General features: G+C 59.9%; 14 protein-coding genes. 8 read left to right on the forward strand and 6 right to left on the reverse strand.

Annotated elements, in window-relative coordinates:
• Positions 1-570: 570 nt before the first annotated feature.
• Positions 571-2367, reverse strand: coding sequence for a M3 family oligoendopeptidase (locus tag O6929_03205; protein MCZ6479404.1), 1797 nt, complete (start codon positions 2365-2367; stop codon positions 571-573).
• Positions 2368-2520: 153 nt separating this feature from the next.
• Here O6929_03205 and O6929_03210 point away from each other — a divergent pair, with 153 nt between their 5' ends.
• The 3 genes from O6929_03210 to O6929_03220 all read left to right on the forward strand — a co-directional run bounded on the left by O6929_03210 (position 2521) and on the right by O6929_03220 (position 4794).
• Entirely contained in the window at positions 2521-3462 is a 942-nt protein-coding gene (locus tag O6929_03210) for a galactose oxidase (protein ID MCZ6479405.1), read from the forward strand.
• A gap of 110 nt (positions 3463-3572) precedes the next feature.
• Positions 3573-4607: a phytoene/squalene synthase family protein gene (locus O6929_03215; protein MCZ6479406.1), complete on the forward strand. Its 1035-nt coding sequence runs from the start codon at positions 3573-3575 to the stop codon at positions 4605-4607.
• A gap of 4 nt (positions 4608-4611) precedes the next feature.
• Complete coding sequence (locus tag O6929_03220) at positions 4612-4794, forward strand: hypothetical protein (GenBank protein MCZ6479407.1); 183 nt, start codon at positions 4612-4614, stop codon at positions 4792-4794.
• 10 nt (positions 4795-4804) lie between these two features.
• Here O6929_03220 and O6929_03225 read toward each other — a convergent pair whose 3' ends face one another.
• Positions 4805-5116, reverse strand: a complete 312-nt coding sequence (locus tag O6929_03225; GenBank protein ID MCZ6479408.1) for a hypothetical protein — start codon at positions 5114-5116, stop codon at positions 4805-4807.
• 526 nt (positions 5117-5642) lie between these two features.
• Between O6929_03225 and O6929_03230 the strand changes: the two genes are divergently transcribed.
• The gene (locus O6929_03230; protein MCZ6479409.1) at positions 5643-6554 is read left to right on the forward strand and encodes a dihydrodipicolinate synthase family protein; all 912 of its coding nucleotides are present in this window, start codon (positions 5643-5645) and stop codon (positions 6552-6554) included.
• An 80-nt stretch (positions 6555-6634) separates the two neighbouring features.
• Here the strand turns inward: O6929_03230 and O6929_03235 are convergent, their stop codons facing one another.
• The 3 genes from O6929_03235 to O6929_03245 all read right to left on the reverse strand — a co-directional run bounded on the left by O6929_03235 (position 6635) and on the right by O6929_03245 (position 9580).
• Positions 6635-7519, reverse strand: a complete 885-nt coding sequence (locus tag O6929_03235) for an SDR family oxidoreductase (protein MCZ6479410.1) — start codon at positions 7517-7519, stop codon at positions 6635-6637.
• Between the two features lie 151 nt (positions 7520-7670).
• Positions 7671-8540, reverse strand: coding sequence for a radical SAM protein (locus O6929_03240; GenBank protein MCZ6479411.1), 870 nt, complete (start codon positions 8538-8540; stop codon positions 7671-7673).
• Between the two features lie 164 nt (positions 8541-8704).
• Positions 8705-9580, reverse strand: coding sequence for a rhomboid family intramembrane serine protease (locus O6929_03245; GenBank protein ID MCZ6479412.1), 876 nt, complete (start codon positions 9578-9580; stop codon positions 8705-8707).
• Between the two features lie 203 nt (positions 9581-9783).
• Here O6929_03245 and O6929_03250 point away from each other — a divergent pair, with 203 nt between their 5' ends.
• From O6929_03250 to O6929_03265, 4 genes are all read left to right on the forward strand, one after another.
• Complete coding sequence (locus O6929_03250) at positions 9784-10083, forward strand: putative quinol monooxygenase (protein MCZ6479413.1); 300 nt, start codon at positions 9784-9786, stop codon at positions 10081-10083.
• Positions 10084-10267: 184 nt separating this feature from the next.
• Positions 10268-12871, forward strand: coding sequence for an AsmA family protein (locus O6929_03255; GenBank protein MCZ6479414.1), 2604 nt, complete (start codon positions 10268-10270; stop codon positions 12869-12871).
• A gap of 29 nt (positions 12872-12900) precedes the next feature.
• Positions 12901-13956, forward strand: a complete 1056-nt coding sequence (locus O6929_03260) for a PA0069 family radical SAM protein (protein MCZ6479415.1) — start codon at positions 12901-12903, stop codon at positions 13954-13956.
• A gap of 334 nt (positions 13957-14290) precedes the next feature.
• Positions 14291-14599 (forward strand): hypothetical protein, encoded by a 309-nt coding sequence (locus O6929_03265; GenBank protein MCZ6479416.1) that lies wholly within the window; start codon positions 14291-14293, stop codon positions 14597-14599.
• A gap of 398 nt (positions 14600-14997) precedes the next feature.
• Here the strand turns inward: O6929_03265 and O6929_03270 are convergent.
• The coding region (locus O6929_03270; GenBank protein ID MCZ6479417.1) for an alpha/beta hydrolase at positions 14998-15444 on the reverse strand (447 nt) is incomplete at its 5' end.

Below are 15444 nucleotides of genomic sequence, written 5' to 3' on the forward strand. Positions count from 1 at the left end.
TCCTCCAGGTTTTCACTGACCGTCACAATCCCCTCCACCCCCACCTCAGCTGCTGCCTGAAGCACCGCCTCGAGATCAGCAGCGAAAGCCTCATCACTCATATGGGCATGGGCATCAATCAGCAGCACCGCTGAACCTCGCTCAGAGTTGAGGGTTCAGAGTTCAGGGTCCACAGATCGTGTCCGACGTCCGATGTCGCCAAGAGCAAGGAGGGGGTTCCTTCCGAGGCAGGCGACATCTGGCTTGCGTCGACCAGGGTCCCGCCGCCGGAGTGCAGCGCAGGCGGGGGTGACCCGCATCGACGGTTTACAACGTCTAGGCGTGCGTAACGCGGCCTCTGCGCATCAAGTCCTCCGAGAATATGACGCCGCCGAGGAAGGTCCCTCCGCGCTCTCGGCTGTCGGTCGCCGGATTTCGGCGAGCTCCCTTCCCCTCGATTCCCCTCGGGGTGGTGAGCTTGCCCTTCGAGGGCCTCAGGGCCGTGAGCCTGTCGAATCGGTCGAACCACGGGTCTGAGCGGTTCGGCCGAGCTCACCGTCGAGGCCCTCAGGGTCGAAGACAGTCGAGCCGTCATCGATGATCGGCTAAGACCTTGACGCGGTCCACCAGGGTCCTGATCTCGTCAAAGCCCTTCTGCCAGAAGCTGCGGTCGCGAAAGTCCACCCCGAGAGGTTTCAAAAGCCGTTCGGGAGCGTCCGAGCCTCCCCCCTCGAGCAGCTCTAGATATCTGGGCACGAAGGCCGCTCCCTGTTCCTTGTACATCCGGTACAGGGCGAGGACGAGGAGCTGTCCAAAGACATAGCTGTAACAATAAAAACGGGTGTGGATGAAGTGCGGGATATAGGACCACCCGAGCCGATACTCAGGGACCATCTCGACCGCGTCTCCGTAGTATTGTCCATTTGCCGCGAGCCACGCCTCCCCTAGATCTCCCAGCGTTAACCGGGCCCGCCCCCGCATCGTAAACACGGCCTGCTCGAAGCTTGTCAGGACGTTCTGTCGGAAGACGGTCGCAAACGCGTCCTCGATCTTGCCGCACAGTAAAGCCAGCTGAACCCGCGGATCCCCAGCTTTCGCAAGCATCTGGTCGAACACCAAAAACTCCGCAAAAACCGAGGCGGTCTCACACGTAATCAGCGAGGGATCATAATTCAACGGCGTCTGCTTGTTGGCGAGCACGCCGTGCAGCCCGTGGCCGAGCTCGTGCGCGACCGTCATCACATCGCGGAGTGTGTCCGTGTAGTTGCACAGAATGTACGGATGCACCCTAGGCGAGGGAGAAGCGCAGAAGGCGCCACCACGCTTCCCCTTCCGAATTTCCGCATCGATCCATCGCTGGAGAAAGAAGTCTCGTGCAACTTTACTGAATCGCGGCGAGAAAGCTTCAAAAGCCTCTAAGATCACCCTTCGGGCCTCGTCGAAGGTGCACGCTGGCAATTCCCCCCCAACCGGGGCGTACTGGTCGTACAGGGCAAGCCGATCTAGATCCAGGAGCTTTGCTTTCAAGCGAAAGTACTCCTGCGCGATCTCATAGTTCGCCGCGGTCACCTCCATCATTTGCTCAACCGACTGCGCGTCAATCTCGTTGGACAGGTGGCGTTCAGCCATCGGATCCCGATAATGCCGTAGCCGGTCCATTGTGAGGTGGTCCTGAATCAGGGTGTCGTAGGTCAAGGTGAGGACGAGCTCGTGCCGCCCGAGGACCTCAAAAATGGTCTCCATCGCCCGGGCACGCAGGGTCCGATCGGGCCGGTGGAGTAACGACAGGACCTCGGCCAATGTCAGCTCCTGCACGGTGCCCTCCCGCTCGATGGGGAAACTGAGGGCAGAGATCAATTCGGTAAAGAGACGCCCAAAGGCGCGCCGCCCTGTGTTATCCTTTTCGTTGACGACTTGTTCCTCGGGCTCGCTCAGCTTGTGTGGTCGATACCGTTGTCCATGGGCGAGGTAATGGGCATAGCCGGCTAAGAGGGGGTCGGCAATCAGTCGCGCCGCTGCCGCCTCTTCGAGGTTGAGCCATTCCAGATCGAAAAAAAGGAGACGATTTCGGACAGCGGTAATCCACTGCTCGACCCGCTGTTGCAGGGCCTGGTACTCGGGCCGGAGACTATCCGAGGCGTAAAGGAGACTTGCGTACGTCGTCACGCGGCTTATTTTGTCATCGATCGCCTCAAGCGCCCGCAGGGCCTCCAGCAAATGTGAAGCCGCTGGTCCCCCGGAGATAGCAATGGTCCCGCGGTACTTTTGGGCAAAGGCCTCGGCCCGCTCCTCAATGGATCGTTGTACCTCTTCAATACGGGGATCGTCGTGGGCGGCGAACAGATCGCTGAGATCCCAGACCACCCCAGCGGCGCTTGATATAGTCACGGTCATCTCCTCTCACATGTCAGAGGCAGCAGCACCAGGTCCGCATTATTGTACGGGAGCAGACTGGGGAAGGCAACAGCAGAGGGCTTGCCGAAAGCCTCCTCTTCTCGGTATCCTTCCGAGGTAGCACGGCCTGCCAAAGAGGAGACAAGGATGACAGCGTTTCTGACTGCTGCCCTGCTCACTATTCCCCTGGTGGTTCTGGCAGGCCCCCTGGGACAGTGGAGGGCGGCGGCTCCTATGCCTAGCAAACGGACTGAGGTGACCGCAGCCGTACTCGACGGCAAGATCTATGTGATCGGCGGATTCGGCTACTTCTTCCTCGGAGGGGTATCGGATGCTGTCGATGCCTATGATCCCAAAACTGATCAGTGGGAAAAGAGGGCCTCTCTGGTACAGCCGCTCCACCATACGGCTGTTGCAGCGGTGAACGGTAAGTTATACCTTGTTGGCGGGTATCGGAGGATTTGGCCCTGGAGGGCGGTCAACACCGTGTGGGAATACAATCCAGCAGAGAACCGCTGGCAAAGGAAGGCCCCGATGCCGACGACCCGCGGTGCCTTGGCAATCGGAGTGATCGATGGGAAGATCTATGCGGTCGGGGGAAAGGCGGGTCAGGAGGTCCTGCGAACGCTTGAAGTCTATGATCCCGTCACCGACACGTGGCAATCTCTCCCCCCGATGCCGACCCCCCGGGACCACTTGGCGGCCGCCGTCGTAAACGGCCGGCTCTACGCCATCGGCGGACGGAAGGGGAAGATGAGCCGCAACGTGGCGGTCAACGAGTCCTACGACCCCGGGCTGAACCGATGGAGCACAAATGCTCCAATGCCCATGGCGCGGGGTGGCATTGCTGCCGCAGTCGTCGGCGGTCAGATTTACGTTTTTGGAGGCGAGAGCCCCGACCAGACTTATGATAATACTGAGACCTACGACCCGGAAACGGATCGATGGTTCAAGCTCAACCCCATGCCCACGGCCCGCCACGGACTGGCGGCTGCCCCTTGGGGTAGTCGCATCTATGTCATGGGCGGGGGCCCCGAGCCGGGTGCTTCCCGGAGCAATGTGAACGAGGTCTTTACGCCACCGCGATAAGCGGTCAGCTATCAGCAGTCAGCCGTCAGCCCGAACAATCCGAAGCCGACAGCCGATAGCTGACAGCGGACAGCCCAAACGAGCTGCTCATAGTGGCAGGCTGACACAGCATGCGTGAGAAGAACTTAGATCTGTTCGGCGAGATTCTGAAGCGGGTGAGTCGAACCTTCTATCTCAGCCTGACGGTCCTGCCAAAAGACCTGAGGCACCCGATCGGCCTGGCCTATCTCTTTGCCCGGGCTGCCGACACCATTGCCGACACCCGGCTGATCAGTCGCGAGAAACGCCTCGAGTACTTGGAGCTGTTTCGTGCCGAGGTCCGTGGGAATGGGACGAGTCGGATCCGGGAAGTCAAAGAGGCCCTGACCGAACCCCAAAAGATCCCGGAGGAGCGGGAACTTCTGGATCGCCTCGAGGAGTGCTTTGCGATTTATCAGGCCCTCGATGCTCCAGACCGGGACCGGGTTCGGGATCTCATCCTGACTATTACCCGAGGGATGCAGATGGATCTCATCACGTTTCCGGCCGAGGAAGAGAGCCGCCTGATTGCCTTGAAGACCAGGGATGATCTGGACCAGTACACCTATTTTGTGGCAGGATGCGTCGGCGAATTCTGGACCGAGATCACCATGGCCCACCGCCCTTCCCTCAAAGGCTGGGATATAGGAGAGATGAAAAATCGGGGCGTCCGCTTCGGGAAAGGACTACAGATGACCAATATCCTTCGGGACGTCAGTAGGGACCTTCGCCTGGGACGGTGCTACCTGCCGCAGGAAGATCTGGATGCCCTCGAACTGGCGCCCACGGACCTGCTGGATCCTCAGGCCGTTACGCGCGTAAAGCCTCTCCTACAAGACCTCCTCGACGCGACGCTCAGGCATTACCAGGAAGGATGGAGCTACACGATGGCCATTCCCAGGCAGGAGGTTCGCATGCGGCTGGCTTGTGCCTGGCCGCTCCTCATTGGCCTCAAGACCCTAGCACTCGTGGCGCAATCCGAAAACCTTCTTGACCCGGCCGCGGCCGTCAAGATTTCGAGGGCGGAAGTGAACGGCATCCTGCTCAGCTCCCTGACCCTCATCGGTTCCAATCGCGCGCTGACCCGGTACTACGAGAACCTCCGACAGCGCATCGCTCTAGGGTGAGCAGATGAAGAAGCCGCTAATCGCCATCACCGTGCACAAGGTTCCCCATAAGGGGTTCTGCGGCGTGGTTATCCTTACCCGGGAATCGGATCGCTCCTGGAACGGTCGGTGCAGCAAATGTGGAGAGGTCTTTCGGGTCGAGGGCGACCCGAAGTTCGAAGCCCGCGTTCTCGCAATGCGCAACTAAAGGTGCCGCGTCAATCCAGGTCGATGTCCCGCGGGGGCGGTGGTGTGTCGGGAGCATCTTTGGCCTTCTTGAGCAGTTCCTGAAACTTCCGATCGAGGACTTTCCCCTTATCTTTTTCCGCCTTCATGTGTTTCTTGAACCGAGCGTCTCGCTGGGCCGTTTCCGTCTTGAGGGCCTCCACCGCCTCTTTCAGATCAGTGACCCTGCTCGCTTTGGGCGGTGGCTCGTGGTGCAGAACCGCTCCAAGGGAAAGGTCAATAGTAAGACGAGCCTGGCAGCAAGGACAGGTCACCTCGGCCGAGGTCTGCGGGTTTTCCGTCATCGGTCCCCTCCTCCCCATCTCGCCAGATTCTAAAGAATCGGTACCGTATAAACCCGTAAAATAATTCTATCACTTTGCATCAGTCGCTGTCACGCTTCCGAACATCTTCCCCGGGGCAGGCTCATACCAGACAGCTCCCTTACGGCCGCTGACACTCTCGGGGGCGATCACAAAAGTGCCAACCCACTTCTGCCTTATCATGGGTCACATGAATCACCCGAGTCGTCCCATCGGGTTGTATGAGCTCGTACAAATGCTTGAATCCGGGTCCGGTTGTCGGGTGTTCCGTTGGAATCGCGTACCTGTTGGTCGCGGGTTGGATCTTCGAACCCTCAGGGGCCTCTACAGAACAACTTCCACCGGCAAAGCGAATGTCCATAATCCGTCTCTCTTCTCCTATCAGAAACATTAGCCTACGTTGCCGCAGAGTTCCACCACAATCTAATCGCCCCGCCCTGCATTCACCTTGACGCGCGCCGCTCGACACGTTATGGTCCGTTCGGTATAACCTCTGGGGAGGAAAAAGATGCGTCAGATGCATGGGGTAATCCCGCCGGTCATAACGCCTTTCACCGCAGATGGCGGGATCGCTTACCCGAGCCTCGCCACCAACCTCGAGAAGTGGAATCGGACAGATCTCAGCGGGTATCTCATCCTGGGAAGTAACTCAGAATTTGTGTATCTGACCGAGGAGGAAAAAATCCGCGTGCTGGAGTTCGCCCGAGAGCGCATTCCCCGCGAGAAGGCGATGATCGCCGGCACCGGGTGCGAGGCGACCGCGGCCACACTCTCCCTGACCCGCCGGGCGGCAGCCATCGGCGCCGACTCCGTCATGGTGGTCACCCCTGCCTATTACAAGCCCCAGATGCGGGAGCGGGTCCTCATCGATCATTATCGGCGGGTGGCGGACACCTCTCCCGTCCCCGTGTTTCTGTATAACGTGCCACAATTTACCGGGGTGGTACTGAGCCCCCAGGTGGTCGCCCCTCTTGCGGAGCACCAGAACATCGTCGGTATGAAAGACAGTGCCGGTAACCTAAGCGTCTTTGCAGAGTATCTGCGGCAGACTCCACCTGAATTCCTGCTGTTCACCGGTTCAGCCCCGGTTTTTCTCCCCGCGCTCTCCCTCGGAGCACGGGGCGGCATCCTGGCCCTAGCCAACTGCGCGCCAGAGGCCTGTCTTGCCATTTATTCTCTCTTCCAAGAGGGAAAACTGCACGAGGCACGGGACCAGCAACTCAAGCTCCTCCCGGCAATCGAGGCTGTCACCTCGCGCTTCGGGATTGGCGGGCTGAAGGTGGCCATGGACATGCTAGAATACGAGGGGGGGTGGCCTCGCCCGCCGCTCTTGCCCCCGATAGACAAGGAGCGCCGTGAGATCCGACACGCCCTCGATCGTGCCGGCCTCCTTGACACCGCGTTGAGTGCTGATAGCTAAGTGCTGAGCGCTAAGCATCTCTCGTCACTCGTCTTTCAACTCTCGTCCCTCGTCGCCGGTGGTCGGTCATCGGTCATCGATCAACGGCACTGGCGGCGGACGAACTCCTCAAAGGAGATCGGTGTCCAGGGCTCTTTCGGAAAGGGAGCACGGCGGGGCGCACGAAGCCCGTATCGATCCACATAACGCAAAATGGCAAAGAATTCCCGAAGACCCGGCGCGGCTGGTCGGGCCAACGTCCCGATAAGATGAAGCAGCGAAAAGGGAATCGGACAAATCCGAGCTGACCTGCCTAACACCTTTGCCGCAATCTGCACGCATTGCCGGTTGCTCAGGTCTTCGGGGCCACCGAATTCGATGGTAGCTCCTTGCGCCCCGGGGTGCGCTGTCGCCTGCACGGCCACCCGGGCTACATCCTCGACCGCAATGTAGGTGGTTGGTGTCGTGCCTTTTCCTGGCAGGGGTGCGATCCGATAACGCTGCATCCAGTGGAGCATTGGTAGCAGGCTCTCCATAAAGCCAGCAGGGCGCAGGATGGTATAGGGGACCCCGCTGGACTTCACGATCTCTTCTACCTGCCGCTTGACTTGAAACTGGTTGGGGGCGTCGTGATGGTCCACCCCGACAGCGGAGAAGTAGATAAACTGGTTGACTCCTGCTCGGCGGGCGGTCTCCAGGAGATTCCGATGCCCCTGTCCCTCAATGGCCTCGGGCTGATAAGCATCACCCAATGTCCTGGGATTCAACGAAGTCACCACGCTGATGATGATGCCCACGCCTTGACAGGCTGCATCTAACGACGACCGATCCGTGAGGTCGCCTAACGTAATCTCGACTCCCGGCTCCCGCAGCAGCTTCGCTTTCAGCTCGCTCCTGCACAGGGCCCGCACCGGCCTCCCCTGGCGCCGGAGGAGCTCAACCACTTGGCTTCCCACACGACCCGTCGCCCCGGCCACCAGGATCATGCCGCCTCCTCGATGCCGAGTTGAGTGCTGAGGGCTGAGCGTTCAGTGCTCAGTGCTGCTCGCTGTATAGTGCCTGCTGATTGCTGACCGTTGATTGCTATTTGCTTTTTGCTGACTGCCGACTGCTGATTGCTGACTGCTCTCTCTCCCGTCAAACGTCCTGACCACTGTAAAAGGAAGCAACAGGGAGGGGGATCTTGCGGACTACCTCAGCGATGGTGTCCACCTCGGGATCGGAAAGTGGCGTGACATAGGGTTGGGCAGGCCGGCGCGCCACGGTATAGACCTGGACCAGCTTGACCTTTCCCCCTTTTGCCATGATTTCTCGAAGACGATCACAGAAGGCCCCAATTTCCTTTTCGTCCGGCCCCGCGCCATGTACCCTCATGAACAGGCTCTGGATGACAATCGGGCGAACCCGGGCCGCCTCGACGATGTTGTCCAGAACCTGCTGAAACGGGATGGTGGTCACATCGACCAGGTGATAGTATTCCTCGGTCCCCGCGTCGAGTTTCGCCCAGATCTCTCCATTGTGCTGATCTAATAAAGCCAATGCATCTTTGACCTTTGGCCGATGAAACATAGTGACGTTGGTGACAATCACGATCTTCAGGTGGTCCAGTCCAATTTCGTGTTTCAACCGAATGGCAAGTTCCACGGTCTCTTTGAATCGAGGATAGGTAGTCGGCTCGCCGTCGCCGCTAAAGGCAATGTCCTTTACCTGTCGCAGCGTCTCGGGAATGCCGGAAAAGGGGGGGCGCTCGAAAAGCTGACCGCTTTTGGCCCTGGTCAGGATGTCTCTGAGTTCGTCTTCGAGAATTCTGAGGTCCACCCTGCGGTATCGCCCCGGGGTGGTCCGGTCCACCTGGCAGTAAATGCAGTCGAAGTTGCAAACCTTGTCAGGATTCAGGTTGATCCCGATGGAAACACCACCTGAGCGCCGGCTGAGAACTGCGTAGACGTAGCGGTTCTCATCGAGTTCTCGCCGATGGTCATGGACGGTCAGCGTTCGCCGTTTCATATCTTGTTACTCTAGCGCTTATGAAGCTCACCGCGCAAGGAATTCTGTCGGGATGTGAACAGAGGGAGGAATCATGAGAATGAGCTGAAGCGATTTAATACGTTACTCCAACAAATACCATGTAACCTGCTAAGAACAAACGCATACCATGAGAACAAAATCACTCAACCGAAGGCGAGGGTCCAGCAGTAGAGGACCACGGCGAGCGTGGCGCCGCCGAGGACCCACTGAACGCGGAGCCCTGGTGGACGGGGCACAGGGAAGGCAACGAGAACCCCGATGACGCCGCCCACGAGGAAACCAAAGAGGTGGGCCCAGAGGTCAACGCGCACTCCGCCCATCCCCAGCATCGCGAGCAATGCCAAACCGGCAACGATCGGCATCCATGCGAGGCGCCCGCGCGCCCCTTTCCTTCGCCGCCGCACGACGCCCAAGCCGCCCAGCACACCCACGGCCCCGAATACAGAGGTGGAGGCCCCCACCGAGACGTGGAAGGAGCCGTGGAAGAGGGCGTTGACGTAGTTTCCACCGGCGCCGGCGAGCAGCACGACGGCGCAGCCGAGCCCTGGACCCAGCGCGCGAGACACAGCAGCCAGGAACACTGCGCCCGCGATAGCGTTGGCCAGTACGTGTCCGATGTCCGCGTGCAGGGTCAGCGCAGTCACGGTACGCCAGAGCTCACCGCGTAGTATGCGCTCGACATCGGCGCTGCCGCGCTGGAACCAGTGCACCATTGAATCCCCCGCGCCGGTGACGAAGAAGAATACGACCAGCGATCCCGCAACGGCGAGCGCCGTGACCACATGCGCGTATCCGGCCGCCTCGTCTCCTTCATGCGGTTCTACCGGGTTCTCGCGCTCGTAGGACGAAAGGATGGCTACCGCCCGCTCGGCCTCCTCGGCCGGCACGCCGAGAACATAGCCCTCGCTCGAGCGTTGCATGCTTGGCGACAGGCCCTCAGCGATAAGCACGAGCGCCCACTCCTCAGCGAGCTTGCGCTCTGCAGCAACCCGCAAGGGAATATCTGAGGTCTCGCTCATCTCACCTCACTCCCTTATCCCCAGCTTCACACAGTGCAAAGCCGAACGATGAGATCCCTGAATTGTACACATAATTCCTTCGTGGCGAAACCTCCCGTTTGACGGAAGCCCTTGACACCCATGCCCGCCTGTTAGAAATATGATTGCATCCGAGCCGTCAGCCATTAACCCTCACAGTATGGCGGTATAGAAAGGAGACTGCCATGGGCCAAGATTCGCTGAGAGTGATTGCGACAGTGAAGGCACGCTCAGAAAAGGTAGATGAGCTCAGGGCACTACTTATGGGGCTGATCGCACCGACCCGGCAGGAACCGGGCTGCATCACATATGAGCTGCTTCAGAATAAAGAGGATGCAACAGAGTTTACCTTTGTAGAAGAGTGGACAGACGAAGCGGCCCTTGAGTCGCACTTTGGCACGAGCCACATTCAGGACGCCCTGAAGAGGTTGCCGAACCTCCTGGCCGAAGAGCTGGATCTCCGCCGGTACGTCCTGGTGGCCTAGTGACCTCGAAGAGGCACACGAGCGAATAGATCCTCCATAGCATCGTCTAAGGGTACGAGAAGGAAGGGGTGTCGTCATGGGGCCCGAGGGGGGGTTGACATTCACCTCCTACTGGAGTCTCCTTACTGCAGAGCCGTAAACCCTGCCCCGACCCAAGCGCTACCCCTCAAGAGGACAGGCCTCCATGCGAAGAAAACTCACGATCGCGGCGGTGATTCTACTCATCCTGGGCGCTCTTGTCGCCTTTGCCGTCTTGAACCTGGGAAGGCTGGTCAAAAGCAATAAGGACTATATCCTCGCCCAGGCCGAGCAGGCGCTGGGACGGAAAGTCGCGGTAGAAGACATTGGCGTAACGGTCTGGGGAGGCATCGGGATACGCCTGAAAAACTTTGCCCTGGCCGATGACCGGGCGTTTTCCAAAAAGGACGCCCTCCGCGCAGCCGATCTTCAGGTAAATGTGGAGTTCTTTCCCTTGTTCTGGAAAGAGGTTCGCGTCACACGCCTGATCCTACGCGAGCCGGTGATTCGGGTGATCCGAAACAAGAAAGGGAAGTTAAACTTTGCCAGCCTCGGTCCTCCACGCCAGGAGAAGGCAAAAAAAGGCGCCCCCAGCGCCGGTCAACCTCCACCGGCCGCGGCCCTCCCCCTCCTTGTTTCGCGGATAAAGGTGGCTGAAGGCGAGATCCACTACCTGGACAGAAAAGATGGTGTGGACCTCCGTGTGAGAAAGATCGACCTGACGGTCAAGGGGGTGGGTCTCGACCAACCAGTCTCCATCAAGCTAGCTGCAGCGGTCAACGCCGATCGTCAGAACCTCAAGGTCGAAGGGAAGGTTGGCCCGCTCCCCCCCACGCTCGATGTGGGCGCCGCTCCGGTAGAAGGAGAAATCGAGATCAGTTCACTCAACATTGATGACCTCCAGCGGGTACTCCCCCAGATCAAACAACGCCTCCCTCGGGGCCTCGGACTCTCCGGTCCGTTGCAGGCCAAATTCAGGGTGTCCGGCAGTGCCGACGCACTCACGCTCTCTGGGGTTGAGCTGAAAGCCGCCGTCTTTGGCGCGGAAAGGCCGAACCTTCGGGTGACCGGCCGTATCGGACCACTGGGGAAGCGCTTGAAAGACCTCTCTATGAAGGCCGACGTTACGCTGCGGCCAGTGATGCTGGCAGATCTTAAGCGTTTCGCCCCTCTCGCCGGGGCTTTGCCTAAGGACCTCAGCGCAAAAGGACCTCTGTCGCTCACCGCGCATGTAGATGGAACCCTGGAAAAGTTAGCCCTCACGGGCAAGATTGATGCCACGGCAAGCGCCATTCGGTTCGGGAACCACTTCCGTAAGTCGAAAGGGGTCCCTTTGGTCATCTCCACCGACGCTCGGGTTACCAAGAAAAAGATCACCCTGAAGAAAGCCAACGTCACGCTGCATACCATGAAACTCACAGGCACCGGAGCGATTACCCGAGGGAAGACGCCCGCGTTGCGTCTTACACTCGATTCGAGCCGCACGGACCTGGCCGGCTGGGAGAAAATCCTTCCAATCCTTCAAGGGTACAACCTGTCTGGGCGCTTGGAGGCGCACACGCGTATCAACGGCCGGATAAAGAAAGGCCGGATCCCGGATATCAACGGCTCGCTCAAGTTCACGGGGCTGCGGGCTACCATGCCACAGTTGCCTCAACCCGTGACGGCCAAAAGCGCCACCGTCACCTTCACTGGCCAGCGGGCATCCCTGGCAGAAACCCCACTTCGCGTGGGAAAGTCTGAGTTGCGCCTGAGTGCCCAAATTGAAAGGTTTGCCCCCCTTGCTCTGACCTACCGCATGTCCTCGCCTGAAATTTGGCTGGCTGACGTCTGGAAAGGAACAGGGTCGAGCAAGAACCCGGAGGTCCTGCGGGTTGTCAAGGACAACGGACGCGTCTGGGAAGAGAAGGGATCGCTCGCTTACCGGGGACAATTCTCCTCCGCCCAGGGGAGGATCGCGGACATCGACTACACTCAGCTTCAAGCGCGCGTCTCCATGGCGGGCCAGGTGGTCACGATCGAGAGCTTACAGCTTCGGGCCTACAACGGCTCCTTACGGGGACGGGGACGGTACGACATGCGTAAGACTCCCCCCCAGTTTACCCTCGGCTCGCAGTTCCGAAACATGGACCTCTCTCAGCTTTTCCGTTCCGCGTCTGCCACCGCCACCAAGCACGTCCGAGGGGCGGTCAACCTCGACGTAAACCTTGCCGGGAGTGGCAACCAATGGCAGGACATCCAGCGCACACTGACAGGACAGGGAAAGGCAGAAGTCGTGAAGGGAGCATTACTGGATGTCAACATCGCCGAGAGCGCGCTCACTGGACTCACCGGCGTCCCCGGACTGTCAGTGTTCATCTCCCCGAACACCCGGAAGAAATATCCGACAATTTTTGGGACCAAGAACACCGAGTTCGACCAGCTCAAAGGCTCGGTAAACATCAGGGGTGGAAAGGTTCATCTCGATGATCTACTGATTACCGCTGCCGATTGGGCGGCCGTTGGAAAGGGTTGGGTAACTCTTGACCAAAGGATTGACTTGAAGGCGCAGCTCGTCCTTTCGCGTCAGCTCTCGACGGACCTGATCAGAGAGGTGAAGTTACTCAAGTACCTTAGGGACCGGCAGGGGCGCCTCCTGATTCCCTTTCGGCTAGCCGGGACCCTGCCGAGGGCCACGCCACAACCCGACATGGACCACGTCGCGCGCCTTATGCAGCGAGGCTTGCTGGAGCAAGGCATCCAAGAAGGACTGAAGCAGCTCTTTAAGTAACCAAGAACTGTCGTCACGCGGGTGTACCAATGCATCCACCCCGGGTCCGCGGCCGTGGCGCCGCCGAGAACCTACCGAACCGTTTTGAGACCCTGTCGTACGTCCATGATCCCGAGGGTACCGACCCTGAGGGTCCCGCCCCGAACACACAGTTCCTGAAGGATCCTTCCCGCTCGCTCATCGCGTATAACGAAAGCCCCGATGTGGGGTTCGAGGCCAGTATCAACCCATATCGGGGCTGCGAGCACGGCTGTATCTACTGCTACGCCCGCCCGACCCACGAATACCTGGGACTGTCGGCCGGCCTCGATTTTGAGACCAAGATCCTCGTCAAGGAAGATGCCCCCGAGCTGCTGCGGCGCGAGTTGTCCTCACCCCGGTGGCAACCGCAACCCCTGGCGATCAGTGGGGTGACAGACCCGTATCAACCGGTCGAGCGACGCCTGAGGCTGACGCGCCAGTGTCTCGAAGTGCTTGCCGAATTTCGGAATCCCGTGGTGATCATCACGAAGAACCATCTGGTCACGCGAGACCTGGATCTCTTGGGCGAGCTGGCCCGCCACGATGCGGCCGCCGTGTATCTGTCCGTGACGACCTTGGACGCGTCTCTGGCCCGGACTATGGAGCCGCGGACCTCGCAGCCGGCGCGTCGCCTCGCTGCTATCGAAGCGTTAGCCCGGGCCGGCGTGCCGACAGGAGTGATGGTTGCACCGGTCATCCCGGGCCTCACCGATCACGAGATGCCCGCGATCATCGCGGCGGCCGCAAAGGCAGGGGCCCGGTTTGCAGGCTATATCCTGCTCCGGCTCCCCCACGCCGTCGCCCCGCTCTTCGAGGCGTGGCTCACACAGCACCGCAGAGCAAGAAAAAACAAGGTGGTGAACCGGGTCCGGGCAATGCGGGGAGGAAGGCTGAACGATCCGCGATTCGGCTCCAGGATGAAAGGGGAAGGGATTTTTGCCAAGCAGATTACGGGGCTCTTTTCCCTCGCGTGCCGGAAAGCGGGTATGGGCCTGCGCAACCTCCATCTCTCGACTTCCGCGTTCCGGCGACCCGCCCCCGCCCAATCCTCTCTTTTCGAGTAAGCAATCTGGCCACAAGGGAGGTATTCTGGAGATACTTGTCAAGGCTCACCCGAGCCCAGGTTGCGTTCCTCCGTCCCCGGTTCTTCACCTACTCCACCCGCGGCGAGGTCCGGGTCCTCCACCTCCCAGATTACACGGGAAATCAAAACGCCCTCCGGGAGCCTGCTGGCTCCGAGAAGGCGGCGCAAGGCTTATGCCGGAGGGGGTGGGGCGATGGTCACTCACCTGCCACTCCGCTGGGCTTGCTTTTATCTTGCCATGAAACGGGACCCCAAGTATTCTGGAGCTGCGATTTGGCGGTGCGAACCCCCTTTTTCATCGAAAGGAGCCCTCCATGGCAACGGCAAAGAAACCGTCCAGACCGAGAAAGAAGGCATCCCGGATGGCCAAAAAGGTCAAGTTGCGCGCCCGCAAGACCGTGAGGGCGGTCAAACGAGCGGGCCAGAAGACACGGACTGCGGCCAAAAAAGCCGCTCGGACCGTCAAGGCCCTGAAGCGGCCCACGGGCAAACCCAAGAGAAGTGCTCGGGAAGTGGCGGTCAGGACGAGCGAGACCGTGGGTGCAACGCTCGGGAAAGCGGTTGGCACCGTCGAACAAGCAGTGAGCCAGGTCCTCCCTGAGACGAAATCGACCCCCGAGTAACTCTATCGCGCTCCCGCCGCCCTCTCTTTCGGCACCCCTTCGCGAAGGCCAAAACGCCTTCCCGGGCCGCCATGTTTCTTTCCAGAAGGAAGTTCAAGGCGTGTGCCGGCGGTGCGCCGGGAAGCTATGGTCACCCCGGTTCCCATCACTACCACCTGCTTAGAGCGAAGTGCTGAGGGCTAAGCGCCCGTCTCAAAATCACTCACGCGACAACCCCATTGGTCGCCTGGAGGTAGGTCTTTTCTACCCCGACACGTATCCCCCCTGTCAACCCCAATCCGCGATTCCACGAGAGGCCATCCAAAGGAGGTTCAATACTTACAGACGAGACTTGCTCGGGAAAAAAAGGTCAAAAACGCATGCCTGACACCGCCAGTGATTCGGTGGCTCATGCGCGGCTATCGGCAGGGGCCGAGGAAGCGGAGCACCTCGTCGACGACGAGGTCGGGTGCCTCGCGCATCATGAAGTGGCCAACCGCGGGGACCCGTTTGAAGGTGAGCTGGGGGAAGTATTCCGATAAACGATCGGCCCAAGTAACTGGCAGGATCGGGTCCGCCTCTCCCCAGAGGACCAGCGTCGGTTGGGGCACTGAGAACGTGGCGGGCGGGGGGTCGCCCTCGGTCATCCGCGTGCGCTCGCGGGCGCGGTAGTAGTTGAAGCCTCCGCGGAGAGCCCCGGGCTGGGAGTAGGCATCCACGTAATGCTGTAGCTCCTGCTCGGTAACCCACTCCGTCCGGTGCGACCAGTGCATCAGGAAGTGGCGCAGGTAAAGCATGATCGTCGCCCGGCTCGCCCCGACGAGCTCATCCGCCCAGGACAAGGTGTGAAAGATTTGGTACCAGAT

The sequence above is a fragment of the Candidatus Methylomirabilota bacterium genome (genome assembly GCA_027293415.1).
In the GTDB taxonomy this organism is placed as follows: Bacteria; Methylomirabilota; Methylomirabilia; order Methylomirabilales; family CSP1-5; genus CSP1-5.

Coding starts and splice junctions, on each gene's coding strand:
- O6929_03210 (MCZ6479405.1), top strand. CDS start 2,521: ATGACAGCGTTTCTGACTGCTGCCCTGCTCACTATTCCCCTGGTGGTT.
- O6929_03215 (MCZ6479406.1), top strand. CDS start 3,573: ATGCGTGAGAAGAACTTAGATCTGTTCGGCGAGATTCTGAAGCGGGTG.
- O6929_03220 (MCZ6479407.1), top strand. CDS start 4,612: ATGAAGAAGCCGCTAATCGCCATCACCGTGCACAAGGTTCCCCATAAG.
- O6929_03225 (MCZ6479408.1), bottom strand. CDS start 5,116: ATGACGGAAAACCCGCAGACCTCGGCCGAGGTGACCTGTCCTTGCTGC.
- O6929_03230 (MCZ6479409.1), top strand. CDS start 5,643: ATGCGTCAGATGCATGGGGTAATCCCGCCGGTCATAACGCCTTTCACC.
- O6929_03235 (MCZ6479410.1), bottom strand. CDS start 7,519: ATGATCCTGGTGGCCGGGGCGACGGGTCGTGTGGGAAGCCAAGTGGTT.
- O6929_03240 (MCZ6479411.1), bottom strand. CDS start 8,540: ATGAAACGGCGAACGCTGACCGTCCATGACCATCGGCGAGAACTCGAT.
- O6929_03245 (MCZ6479412.1), bottom strand. CDS start 9,580: ATGAGCGAGACCTCAGATATTCCCTTGCGGGTTGCTGCAGAGCGCAAG.
- O6929_03250 (MCZ6479413.1), top strand. CDS start 9,784: ATGGGCCAAGATTCGCTGAGAGTGATTGCGACAGTGAAGGCACGCTCA.
- O6929_03255 (MCZ6479414.1), top strand. CDS start 10,268: ATGCGAAGAAAACTCACGATCGCGGCGGTGATTCTACTCATCCTGGGC.
- O6929_03260 (MCZ6479415.1), top strand. CDS start 12,901: ATGCATCCACCCCGGGTCCGCGGCCGTGGCGCCGCCGAGAACCTACCG.
- O6929_03265 (MCZ6479416.1), top strand. CDS start 14,291: ATGGCAACGGCAAAGAAACCGTCCAGACCGAGAAAGAAGGCATCCCGG.